The following is an 11,668-nucleotide window of genomic DNA, read 5'->3' as shown; positions in this document are numbered from 1 at the left end:
CCACCGGCGTATCCTTCGATTTGACCGGACCCTTCAAAAACCAGCGTACTGGTGACCACGTTGTTGACAAATGTCCGGTCGTGGCTCACCAGCAGCACCGTGCCGCTGTAGCCTAAGAGTAGCTCCTCCAGGAGTTCCAGGGTTTCCACATCCAAATCATTGGTAGGCTCGTCCAGCACCAGGACATTGGCTGGACGGGCAAAGAGTTTGGCCAGCAACAGGCGGTTCTTCTCACCCCCAGAAAGCACCCACACGGGGGTGCGGGATCGTTGAGGAGAAAAAAGAAAGTCCTTCAGGTAACCAATGACATGGCGGCTTTTTCCGCCGACTTCCATCATGTCACCCGCCGGGGAAACATTCTCCTGAACAGTCTTGTTCTCATCCAACTGCCCGCGCAGCTGATCAAAGTAAATCACTTCCAGATTAGTGCCGTGTTTGATTCGCCCCTGCTGGGGCGACAAGTCGCCTAACAGCAGACGGATCAGGGTGGATTTGCCGGCGCCGTTGGGTCCCAGGATGCCGATTCGGTCGCCTCGCATGATGGTGCATGACAATTCCCTGACGATGCTCCGATCCCCATAGGCAAAGGTCAGGTCAGTGGCCTCGACAACCGTTTTTCCGCTTCGTTCAGCTTCTTCCAGGGCCATGCGCACCCTGCCTGTGCGGTCCCGTCGGCTGCGGCGACGTTCGCGAAGCTTTTCCAGCGCCCGCACCCGCCCTTCGTTGCGGGTGCGGCGGGCCTTGATGCCCTGCCGGATCCACGTTTCCTCGGCGGATAGCTTTTTATCGAACCTCAGATTTCCCTTCTCTTCGGCCTCCAGGCGATCCTGGCTGCGCTGCTCATAGGTGTCATAATCGCAGTCCCAGGCGTTCAGGCGCCCCCGGTCGATCTCCACGATTCGGGTGGCCAGGCGGCGGATCATCATCCGATCGTGGGTGACCAGAATCAGTGTGCCGCGCCACTTGAGCAGAAACGACTCCAGCCAGTCAATGGCCGTCATGTCCAGGTGGTTGGTGGGTTCGTCCAGCAGAAGGACGTCCGGTCGGGCCACTAGCGCAGCAGCCAGGAGCACCTGGCGCTTCATGCCGGCGGAAAAGGTGCTCACGTCCCCATCCGCCGCCAGGTTCATCTGAGAAATGATGTGCGCCACCTGCTGCCGGATCTGCCAGCCGTCTTCGCTGTCAATGGTCTGCTGCAGGGCCATCAGCTTCTTCGAGGCATCCTCGGCCGTGCTGTCGACCGATTCGTTCAGATCACACATGCGGCGATACGCCGCCAGACGCCCTCCCCTTGGTCCCATTCCCTGACAGATGACATCGAACACCGTCCCGTGAAGGTCTGCGGGGACGCCCTGGGCCAGGATGCTCACCGTGACGCCCTGGGACCGCATCACCTCTCCACGGTCCGGCGACAGGCTGCCGCCGATAATGTTCATGAGGGTGGTTTTGCCCACACCGTTTCTGCCCAGCAGGCCGATCCGCTCTCCGGACGCCACCGTCAGGTTTACCCGGTCCAGCAATGGCTCTGCGCCGAAGCTCATGCAAATATCGCGAATGGTAATCAGGGCCATATTTTTTCCGATAATACCTATTTCGGAAGAGCTGGAAAAAACAAATCACAAAATACAAATCTCAAACAAATCCCAAATTACAATATCCAGATCTCAAAATGGCAATGACCAACAGCTGACTGTCATTTTGATTTCTCAACTATTAATGAGTGGAATCTCGGTTCATCAAAATAATTAGGTTTGGAATTTAGAATTTGGCTATTGTGATTTGTTTGTCATTTGGTTTTTGGCTATTGTTATTTATTGGCTATCCATCCTTATAATTTCCTGACATCGAAAACAGGCTTTGAAGGAAATGGATACTCATCCTTAGTACATTTCGTACTTGACCAATCGTCCGTCCAGTCCCCCGTTTCTCAACGGTTTTTTCCACGCGGGTTTCAACCCGATCCGCTTGATCATCTCCCGGTTGCCAAAATAGATGTACGCTTCCGATCCTTTGCAGCGTTGCTTTAAAAAATCGCCCAGTTGCCGGTAAAAGTCTTCCAGGCCGTCCGGACGCTTCATGCGGATGCCGTATGGCGGGTTGCACAGAATGATCCGGTTCTCCAGCCCTTCGATTTGCCTGAAATCCATTCTCAAGACGTTTACCGTGCGTGCATGGGGAACCATCTTGCAGTTGGCCCGGGTCGCCGAAACCGCTTGGGAATCGATGTCGCTGGCGTAAATGAGGCGGTCCGCCAATTTTCGAATCCGGCTGGCCGCCTCATCTTTAACGGTTTTCCATAGGTTGGGGTCGTAATCAGGAAGCTGCTGAAAACCAAACCGATGGCGAAGATAACCGGCCGGAATGCGGCAATAAGCCATCACCGCTTCAATAACCAGGGTACCGGATCCGCACATGGGATCGGCCAGAGGCGCCCGGCCGTCCCATCCGGACAGGCGTACCATGGCGGCGGCCACTGTCTCCTGCATGGGGGCGTCACCACTGCGGGTGCGATATCCACGACGGTGAAGGCTGCCGCCGGAGGTATCGACACTGATGGTTCCCCGATCCTTTTCCACATAGAGATTGATCCACAGGTCGGGCGTTCGCGGATCGACGTTCGGCCGTCTCCCGAATGCCTCCCGGAACTGGTCGGCGACCGCATCCTTGAGTTTCAGCCCGGCAAACTGCGAATGGGGAACGGTACTGCCGGCGGTGCTGGCGAAAACGGCAAATGTCTGATCCAAGCCTAAAAATCGCGTCCAGTCGATGCGTCGGGCCGCCCGGTAGATAGCTGCAGCGTCCGGGCAGGCAAATGATTGAATCGGTGCGAGGACACGACTGTTCAACCGGGCGCAATAATTGATGCGGTAAAGCGATGATCGATCCGCCTTGAAATGGATGCCGCGGCGAACCGGGCGGGTGTCCACCGCACCCAGTTCAGCCAGTTCGGCAGCTCCGGTCGCTTCCAGGCCATCGGCAATCTGGGCAAAATAGGGGGTGTGGGTCTGATCGTCTGACATGGATGGGTCACCCGCGGGGCCAGTCAGGTAAACCAATGAGATCGGCCATTAGACTGATCATGCATTCGTGCGGGGTCATGCAGAAGATGTCCTTCTTGGTTTACCGGATGAAGCGCGGTTAGGGCGGCCGCCGCGATTGCGATAGTGCCGTTTCGCCCCGTCGCCCTTACTCGGTCGCGGCCGCCGGCTTTTCTGCCCCGCGCCGCCGGGACCGAGAGCGGGATTGGCACGCCGCCGACGCGGTGCCGGGGGCAATTCCAGCCATCCCTCTTCGGGTTGGATGCAGGGCAGTGAATGGCCGATGAACGCTTCGATAGCCGGCAGGTAGAAAGAGTCCTCCTCACAGGCAAAGCTGATGGAGGTTCCGGCTGCCCCGGCTCGGCCGGTGCGGCCAATGCGGTGAACGTAGTCTTCGGCATCGTGGGGCAGCGTGAAGTTGATCACGTAATCCATACCCTCGATGTGAATGCCACGGCCGGCCACATCCGTGGCCACCAGCACGCGGATCTTGCCGGACTTGAACTGTTCCAGCGTTCGGATCCGCTTATTCTGCGGTACCTCGCCGGACAACACGGCACAGTTGATACGGTAGCGGTCCAGCATTTCAGCCAGCCGCCGGGTTTCATCGCGACGGTTGCAGAAGACCAGCACGCGGTCCAGATTCTGACGGGTGATGATGTTATAGGTCAAAGAGAATTTTTCGTCGGTGGTGACGATGTAGACCACCTGCTCGACCGTGTCCACAGCCACCTGTTCCGGTTCGATCTCGACGGACAGCGGATCCTTGGTCCAGCTGGCGCTCAGGCGGGTGACCTCCGGCGTGAGCGTGGCGCTGAAAAACAGGGTCTGACGCTTGTCTTTATGCGGTGTGCTGTAGACAATCTGGCGCACATCGGGAATAAATCCCATGTCGAGCATGCGGTCCGCTTCGTCGAGGATAAGCATCTCTACCCGGCTCAGGTTCAGATCCCTGCGGCGCTTGAAATCCAGCAGGCGGCCCGGGGTGGCGACAATGATGTCCACGGGCCTGCCGTGCAGTTGCCGCCGCTGCTTTTCGTAGTCCATTCCGCCGAATACGCTGACGATGGAAAAGGAGCAATAGGCGGAAAGGAGATTGGCTTCGTCGGCAATCTGCAGCACCAGTTCGCGGGTCGGTGCGATGATGAGCACCCGGGGTGTGCCGGGGGGTCGTTTTCCCTTGATGGGATTGGCCAGCATCCGTGTAAGCACGGTGATGAGAAAAGCAGCGGTTTTGCCGGTGCCGGTCTGGGCCCGGCCGAAGGCATCCCGGCCTTTTAAGGTAGCCGGCATGATCTCCGCCTGGATGGGGGTGCAGTATTGAAACCCGGTATCGGCGATGGCGTGCATGATCGGATCGGGAAGACCCAGGTCGTGGAAGCGGGTCTTGCCTGCTTCCACGGGAACCTGAAACAGTCCCGGATCCCAGGCGACGGCCGGATGGTTCGGCTTTCCCCGTGAAGACGATTCGATATAGGGTTTGCGCGTTGATTCCGTGCCTTCCGGTCTTGGGCGGGGAGAACGCTTTTTCTTCGTTCCGGGACTGGGTTCCGATTGTGCTGCGGGTGACGGTGAGCTATTCTTTTCAGACGGTTCGGCAGTATTGGGGCGATCGCTGTCGAATAGCCGGCCCTTTATGGCTTTAATCAGTTTTCCTATCAAAATTCGGCTAACCTAAAAATCCTTTCATTTCTCTTAACGGCAGGCTGGCCCATATGCGGGCGCCTTTGACCGTGGCCCTAAATAAATCGGGCCCGAGATAAAGGCCCGCGTTAATATACGAATATCAGCCACGAATTGCAAGGGCTATTGGCTAATCGATTTATAGCAGTCGCCGACTGGTCAGGTAGCATTGGCGCCAGAAGTCATTGTCCATTCGGGAAAGCATCACCCCGTAACTGGTGGAGGCGTGGACAAACTCGCCTTGGCCCAAGTAGATGCCCACGTGGTGGAATTTGGTGTCGGGTTTGAAAAAAACGAGGTCTCCGGCGGTCAGATTGCGCTTTTCCACGCGACGGCCTTTGCGCATGAGGGCCCTTGTCGTTCTCGGCAGGCGCATGTCAAACAAGCCGTCATACAAGACGACCACCAGCCCCGAGCAATCGATGCCCCGGCGGCTCAGGCCGCCCATCCGGTGGGGGGTCCCCAACCAGGACTGGATCTCGGCCCGCAGGACCTGCGCCGACCGGGTTCCGTCAGGTGTCAAAACCACTGGTTCAGGGTCGGGGGCAGCAGTGGTGGCGCATCCGGTGATCATCAGGGTCAATATAATCAGCAACGGGCTCGCCATGACGCCTCTGTTCAGGAGCCGGTGGAAGTGGCTGCAATAGGTGCCGGCATCAGGCATCTGGACCCCTTTCAAACAGGTGGGCGATGGTTGTCAGACTGAAATCCATCTCCATGGAGAGAAACTGGGATATGGAATGCAGGGTGATGATGGCATTTTTATCCGCATCCCGCTTGCCCACGCTGTGGATGCGCGCCAAAAGGCCCTCGTTGACCAGTTGCACCCGGGCGTAGCTTTTTTCGAGTTTATCGAAGTCAAAACGGTTCACGCGGCCCTTTTTGAATTCGAAATACTGACCGAGCAGGAACAGCGAGGTGCTGCGGGCGGTGGTCTCTTCCACGGATGAAAAGGGCAGATGAAAGCGGGCCATGGGTTTGAGGAAATTCATCACCGGACAGTTGCTGGTGGCCATGACAATGCCGAACACCGAGGTCAATCCCTCCATGGCCGAGGTTCTTTTTGAATAGGTGCGGTCGGCGGTTTCACAGACGACCATGCAGTTTTTGTGGGACAGGATATCCTTGAACCGATCCACCAGTTCCGTGATGTTCACGGCAATGGGGCAGTACAAGTGCGTGTTGGGAGACAGGCGGCAACATTTACACTGCTGGTAAGAAAGCTCTGTCCAAGGCGGAAAGGGCTCGGGTGACGCCGGCTTCATGGTCAGCGTCAACGGATCCAGCGCGATGTGAAAACGCGTGCTCTGGCCGTCCTCGAGTTCGATGTCATAGTTGAACCAATATGCATTGTCGTTCATGGGCGTCTCTCTATCCGGGTGTTGAAAACCGCTTATGGCTGCCGCCGTTCTTTTCATTGGATATTAAGCAAATTCCACGCCAATGAACGGCGACTCAGCCATAACGGATCCCGTCCACCGGATCGAGGGCCGACGCGCTGGCTGCCGGGTACAAGGTGGCCAAAAAGCAGATCACCACCGTGGACAGGCCGATGATCAGGACATCCACCAGTTGCAGACTTACCGGCAGCGTGGTGAGAAAGTAGACATCTCCGGGCAATTTAATGAACGGGTACTGTTTCAGGATACTGCACAGAATAAACCCCAGCACCCCGCCAATGGCGGTTCCCAGGCAACCGATCACCAACCCTTTGCACACAAAGATTTGCCGAATATGCTGATTGGTGGCCCCGATAGTCTTTAAGATTGCGATATCTTTTGTCTTTTCCATCACCATCATGATCAGGGCGCTGGCAATGTTGAATGCAGCCACAACCACGATGAGCGTCAAAATAATGTACATCACCGTTTTTTGAAGCCGTAGCATGGAGAACAGGTTGCGGTTCATCTGCATCCAGTCCCGCGCCCAGAAGGGGAAGCCGATACGGGCAACAATGGCGTCGGCAATCTGTTTGGCCTGGTATATATCGGCAACCCGCACCTCAAAGCCGGTGGCCTGCCCCGGCATATGGAGCAGGCGCTGGGCGACATCCAAGCGTACGAAGGACATGGCGCCGTCATATTCGTTCATGCCCGTTTCAAAAATGCCGGCCACGGAAAAGCGCATCACCACGGGCATCTGGTTGGCGGCAGTTCCCTTTCCCAAAGGAGATATGAGATAGACGGGGTCTCCAACAGCGACTTTCAGCCGCTCGGCGGTCACCCGCCCGACCACCAATCCGGGCACCTTTCCGTCAGATTCGTCAGGCGCGGCGTCAGCCAGAACATCCACAAGGGCAATGTTTTTACCGACAAAAATGGGCGGGCCCGGCCGGGTTGGGTCAAGGGCTTTCAACACCGCGCCGGTCACGCCATGGGAGCTTCGCAGCATCACCTGGGTATAGATAAACGGAGTAGCCGACAGGATCCCGTCGGTGGATTCGATCTTCGTCGCCGTGGCGTCGATATCCGACACCGATTCCCCGTAGCGCATCACCAGCACATGCGATTCAATGCCCAAAATTCGGTTTTGCAGTTCAGATTCAAACCCGGTCATCACGGCAATGACAACGATCAGAGCCATCACGCCCACGGCGATGCCCGCGGTGGCCAGAAAGGTGATCAGTGATATGAATGCCTGTTTTTGCCGGGCCCTGAGATAGCGGGTGCCCACGAACCATGTAAAAGACATTAATGTTTTCCTGATGAGAACAAGAGTCGGCTGGCGTTACCGCTCCCTTATTTATGAATGGTTGGCCGGTAGACGCCCGGCGTCGATCCGGGTATGGTAACGGCACCCGCACACTTTTCAAAAAAGGCCGTCGGTCCGGCACCCCCGATGATGGCATAGGCATAACCGGCATCGGCCATGGCGTGCAAGGTGGCCAGCAACACGGCACGGCCGACCCCCTTCTGGCGTAAATCAGAATCGATGCCGATGGGGCCGAAAAAATTGCGGCATGTGCTGTCGTGGCAGGCAAACCCTGCCAATCGGCCGCCGGAAACCGCGATCATGCAGGCAATCGGCTGCCGGGCAAAGGCCACCTCACACTCGGCGGCCCACCCATCGCCAAACCGGTTTTGGGTCCATCCGACAACCCTGTTTTTTTCACTGGCCATGGCCCGCCGCACAACAATGTCCTTTTCGGCCAATGCCGTCAACTGCGCTCCCGGGTCGGGTAAATCATAAAGCTTGACAAGAAGATCGGTCATGGTGGTCTCTCGCAGGGTTGCTTCAGCTATTGGGTGTACGGGTGTCTTGGTCATGGTCGAGCACCCGGTTCATGCTGCCGGTCACATAGCCTTCCAGATCCACGGAGACATGCAGAAAGCCTAATTTGCGCAAGGGTTCGACGATACGGCGTCTCAATGGATCAGCCACCAGCCTCGGCAGTTGATCCAAGGCAACTTCGATCCGGGCGACATCTCCGTGGTGACGAACGCGGCAGCCGACAAGCCCGGCATCAGCAAGCACCTGCTCGGCGCGCCGGACCTGTTCAATTTTGGCAGCATCGATGGGTGTTCCGTAGGGAAACCGGGTGGCCAGGCATGCCATGGCCGGCTTGTCCCAGACGAACAGGTGCCGCTCCCTGGCCATATGCCGGATATCATCCTTGGTCAACCCCGCATCCATCAGCGGGGCTGCCACACCCAGTTCGCGGGCGGCTCTCATTCCGGGACGATAGTCGCCACGGTCATCGACATTGGCTCCATGAGCCAGGTGTTGGAACCCTTTTTCCCGGATCAGCACCAGCAAATGCCCGAAAACAGCCTTTTTGCAGATGTAGCACCGCTCCGGGGTATTGGCAAGAAAATCAGCCCGTCCCATCTCTGCGGAGTCAATGATTAAATGAGGCACCCCCAGCCTGGCGGCAATCTTCGCCGCATCAACGATGTCCGTGTCCGGATGGATGGGAGACCGTGCCGTGACGGCGATTACGTTTTGGCCCAGGGCGGCATGGGCTTCGGCCAGCAACAGGGCACTGTCCACCCCACCGGAAAGCGCCACCGCAAGGCGATCGAAGGTTTTCAAGACCTGAATCAACCGTTTTTTTTTATCCTGAAGCGAAGCCGGCATAATCACTTTTTTCCAGGCCTTGACGGATGGTTTCGGTTCCGGCCGGATTCCAAAAAATTATTTACAATCAATATGTAATCCATTATAAGCATTGGTTGTCACTCCGTTTTATTATAGGCCAATCCAAATACAAATTCAAAGGGGTTTTTCATGGGGAAAAAGAGTCTTATCAAATCCACTTCCAAGAAGAAACGAGCGCCGAAAAAAGCCGCATCTGCGTCAAACCCGAAGAAAAAAGCGCCGGCCACGAAAGCTGCGCCAGCTGCGCCAAAAGCGGCAGCCAAGCCTAAACCGGCACCCAAGCCGGCAAAAAAGGCAGCGCCAAAAACCAAGCCAGTTTCGGTGAAAGATCTTCTGAAGAAAAAATTTGATATCGTCACCCCCAAAGTCCTTTACACCGTGCCCAAGAAGATGATCGCCAAATCCGCATCCACGGCACCCGAGTTTCTATCCGGTTTTGAAGCCAAAGATGCTAAACGTGTTAGCGGGCTTCTCGCCAACACTTACAGTGAAAAGGATTTGATAGACGCTACGAAAAAAGCCGCCGCCAAGAAGGCCGCTGCCGAGAAAGCTGCTGCCGAGAAGGCCGCCGCCGAGAAGGCCGCTGCCGAGAAGGCCGCTGCCGAGAAAGCCGCTGCCGAGAAAGCCGCTGCGGCTGAGAAGGCGGAAGCCATCAAGAAAGCCGCCGCCCAGAAATCTGACGTATCGGTTTCCTACGAACCGCTGCCTGCGCAGGCGGCAGCCAAGAAGCCATCGGACCCTGTTGACAACACCATGAAGATCTTCGCCGCCGGACTGGCGTTTCTCATTCTGCTGGTGATCGGCGCCAGTGCATCCAACTCCTTCAAGTATTATCTGGCAGAAAATCAGGGCGCACTGGAAATATGGAAGGGTAAATTTTCCCCCATCGGCAAAAAACTAATCATCGCCCTGCCCGGTGTCGCTGCTCCCGAAGAGACTCAAGCGACCTACCGCTCCGGGGACGTATACCCGCTGGTGTTCCAGTATTACATCGACAAGGCCGACGCCCTGCTGGACATTCCAGGGATACCGGATTTCGAAGGAATCAAGGCCACATTGAAAACTGCACTCGAATACGGGTCCACCAACGCCCTTCGTGCCTCGGCTTATCAGCGCCTCGATAACATCGACCGGTTGATTCTCACTTACAAAGCCGATGTGGCCGCCAGCCGAGGAACCATCGATGATCTGAAAGCCGCCATCGGATTTCTCAACGAGACCGATAAATTGACCACGGACAAGGTCCAGGAGGAGTTGATCGCCCGGACAATCACCACCCATGAAGCGGCGATCACCGCTCTGGAAGAACAGGCGGTCGCTAAACAGGCCGCTGACGAGGCCAAGGCGGAAGCGGTTACCGCCCAGCAGACGGAAGACACGCCTGAAGACGAGGGGTCCGGCGAAAACCCGCCACCCGCCGACGATCAGCATTAATCGATTTCTAACGCGTTAACCAGCTATGTCATAAATGGGGGGATCGCCTGACCCGTGCCGGCGAATCCCCTTATTTATTTCAACCGGCAGAAGGAGCCCGCGATGAATAAAAGAAGCTTTATTGCAGGTGGCTGCCTGCTTATCCTATCTTTTTTCCCCTTTTCATCCGGATACGCTGATTTTGGGAGTATTTTTAAAAAGGTGCAGGAAACCATCGGCGGGAGTTCGGGTGTGTCCCAAAATGAAATCGTCGACGGCTTGAAGGAGGCGCTGGAGATCGGCACCGACAAAACGGTTATGGCCCTTTCACAGGTCAATGGTTACTATGGTAATCCGCAGCTGAAAATTCCCCTGCCCCAATCCTTTCAGAAATTTGAAAAAATTCTGCGCGCCACCGGGTTTGCTTCTGAACTCGATGCATTTGACTTGAGCATGAATCGTGCTGCGGAAAAAGCGGCGCCAGAAGCCAAGACGTTGTTCGTCGATGCCATCAAAGAAATGACATTTTCAGACGCGGATAAAATTCTCAAAGGTGGGGACAACGAGGCTACCACCTACTTTAAAAACAAAACTTCGGGCAAGTTACAGACACTGTTTAAGCCGATCATCGAACAATCCATGGAAAGTGTCGGTGTTACCCGGTCCTATCAATCATTGTCCGAAAAAATTCAATCGATTCCTTTTGCCGGTGATTACGCGGTCGATCTGGACGATTATGTCACCGAAAAATCAATCGATGGATTGTTTATCCGGTTGGCGGAAGAAGAGGCCAAAATCAGAAATGATCCCGCGGCCCGTGTCACGGATTTACTAAAAAAAGTCTTTCAATAGGGCGACTGAGCTGGTCAGATAGTAGGAAAGATGTAACCAATCGGAATGGCCAGGATCTTAATGCTTAACGTGGAAATGCCATAAACCTCCATTCCACCCATTCGAAAGCCCCTGCAGCATGCCTCTGCAGGGGCTTTCATTTGTTACCATCATTTCCCAACTGATGTGAAAAAGGTTGCCCATATTCGTAATCCTTCTATCGGCAATTATTCTACATCCCATTGATTTCATTTGTTTTTAAATAATATTTAAATGATGGCATATCATATGCTTTAAGCAAAAGCAGCGAAGGTAATCTGATTTATGCTCCAACCTAAGGGTTTTCTGATCGTCCTGCAGGATGCAGAGGGCCAAATCTGTTACACGCTTTATTTCGGGCAAGACCTTCCTCCGGGTCTTGCCCGATTTTTTTTGCACCCAATCTGAGCGATTGTCGAGCTTGCCGCAGATTCAAGGCAGATGTCGTCGCGCTATAGTGGACTATGCGCGGCGATAGCTAACGCCGAAGATGGGGTGATCCGCCTGAGGCGGATAAAGATCGGCAAACCCATTGGGTTTCACCTTTTGAATACAACCATCGATGG

The 11,668-nt window shown here is 55.6% G+C and carries 11 protein-coding genes; 2 read left to right on the top strand and 9 right to left on the bottom strand.

The window, feature by feature from the left end; all coding sequences use genetic code 11:
* From QNK41_RS20930 to QNK41_RS20890, 9 genes are all read right to left on the bottom strand, one after another.
* Positions 1–1,571 (bottom strand): ATP-binding cassette domain-containing protein (locus tag QNK41_RS20930; protein WP_319261161.1); only part of this gene is annotated, 1,571 nt, incomplete at its 3' end.
* 309 nt (positions 1,572–1,880) lie between these two features.
* On the bottom strand, positions 1,881–3,020 hold the full coding sequence (locus tag QNK41_RS20925; protein WP_319261158.1) for a THUMP domain-containing class I SAM-dependent RNA methyltransferase: 1,140 nt from the start codon (positions 3,018–3,020) through the stop codon (positions 1,881–1,883).
* A gap of 75 nt (positions 3,021–3,095) precedes the next feature.
* Entirely contained in the window at positions 3,096–4,700 is a 1,605-nt protein-coding gene (locus tag QNK41_RS20920) for a DEAD/DEAH box helicase (RefSeq protein WP_319261155.1), read from the bottom strand.
* Between the two features lie 160 nt (positions 4,701–4,860).
* Entirely contained in the window at positions 4,861–5,385 is a 525-nt protein-coding gene (locus QNK41_RS20915) for a C40 family peptidase (RefSeq protein WP_319261153.1), read from the bottom strand.
* On the bottom strand, positions 5,378–6,082 hold the full coding sequence (locus QNK41_RS20910; RefSeq protein ID WP_319261151.1) for a DUF6901 family protein: 705 nt from the start codon (positions 6,080–6,082) through the stop codon (positions 5,378–5,380). The genes QNK41_RS20915 and QNK41_RS20910 overlap by 8 nt, the downstream gene beginning before the upstream one ends.
* A 94-nt stretch (positions 6,083–6,176) precedes the next feature.
* Complete coding sequence (locus tag QNK41_RS20905) at positions 6,177–7,412, bottom strand: lipoprotein-releasing ABC transporter permease subunit (protein WP_319261149.1); 1,236 nt, start codon at positions 7,410–7,412, stop codon at positions 6,177–6,179.
* 47 nt (positions 7,413–7,459) lie between these two features.
* Positions 7,460–7,987: a GNAT family N-acetyltransferase gene (locus tag QNK41_RS20900; protein WP_319261146.1), complete on the bottom strand. Its 528-nt coding sequence runs from the start codon at positions 7,985–7,987 to the stop codon at positions 7,460–7,462.
* Entirely contained in the window at positions 7,956–8,798 is an 843-nt protein-coding gene (gene larE / locus QNK41_RS20895) for an ATP-dependent sacrificial sulfur transferase LarE (protein WP_319261143.1), read from the bottom strand. The genes QNK41_RS20900 and larE overlap by 32 nt, the downstream gene beginning before the upstream one ends.
* Before the next feature lie 98 nt (positions 8,799–8,896).
* Positions 8,897–9,082: a hypothetical protein gene (locus QNK41_RS20890; protein ID WP_319261141.1), complete on the bottom strand. Its 186-nt coding sequence runs from the start codon at positions 9,080–9,082 to the stop codon at positions 8,897–8,899.
* A 58-nt stretch (positions 9,083–9,140) separates the two neighbouring features.
* On the opposite strand from QNK41_RS20890, the gene QNK41_RS20885 reads away from it, so the two are divergent.
* Positions 9,141–10,253 (top strand): hypothetical protein, encoded by a 1,113-nt coding sequence (locus tag QNK41_RS20885; protein WP_319261139.1) that lies wholly within the window; start codon positions 9,141–9,143, stop codon positions 10,251–10,253.
* Between the two features lie 102 nt (positions 10,254–10,355).
* Entirely contained in the window at positions 10,356–11,084 is a 729-nt protein-coding gene (locus tag QNK41_RS20880; protein WP_319261137.1) for a DUF4197 domain-containing protein, read from the top strand.
* Positions 11,085–11,668 lie beyond the last annotated feature (584 nt).

Origin of the sequence: Desulfosarcina sp. (genome assembly GCF_033791525.1) — a bacterium.
GTDB lineage: Bacteria > Desulfobacterota > Desulfobacteria > Desulfobacterales > Desulfosarcinaceae > Desulfosarcina.
The sequence above is the reverse complement of the archived record's forward strand: the minus strand, read 5'-3'. Positions and strand labels throughout refer to the sequence as shown.

Excerpts from the sequence above, each read along its gene's own strand:
- QNK41_RS20910 (WP_319261151.1), bottom strand. The coding sequence starts at position 6,082 with ATGAACGACAATGCATATTGGTTCAACTATGACATCGAACTCGAGGAC.
- QNK41_RS20925 (WP_319261158.1), bottom strand. The coding sequence starts at position 3,020 with ATGTCAGACGATCAGACCCACACCCCCTATTTTGCCCAGATTGCCGAT.
- QNK41_RS20915 (WP_319261153.1), bottom strand. The coding sequence starts at position 5,385 with ATGCCTGATGCCGGCACCTATTGCAGCCACTTCCACCGGCTCCTGAAC.
- QNK41_RS20900 (WP_319261146.1), bottom strand. The coding sequence starts at position 7,987 with ATGACCAAGACACCCGTACACCCAATAGCTGAAGCAACCCTGCGAGAG.
- QNK41_RS20905 (WP_319261149.1), bottom strand. The coding sequence starts at position 7,412 with ATGTCTTTTACATGGTTCGTGGGCACCCGCTATCTCAGGGCCCGGCAA.
- QNK41_RS20880 (WP_319261137.1), top strand. The coding sequence starts at position 10,356 with ATGAATAAAAGAAGCTTTATTGCAGGTGGCTGCCTGCTTATCCTATCT.
- larE (WP_319261143.1), bottom strand. The coding sequence starts at position 8,798 with ATGCCGGCTTCGCTTCAGGATAAAAAAAAACGGTTGATTCAGGTCTTG.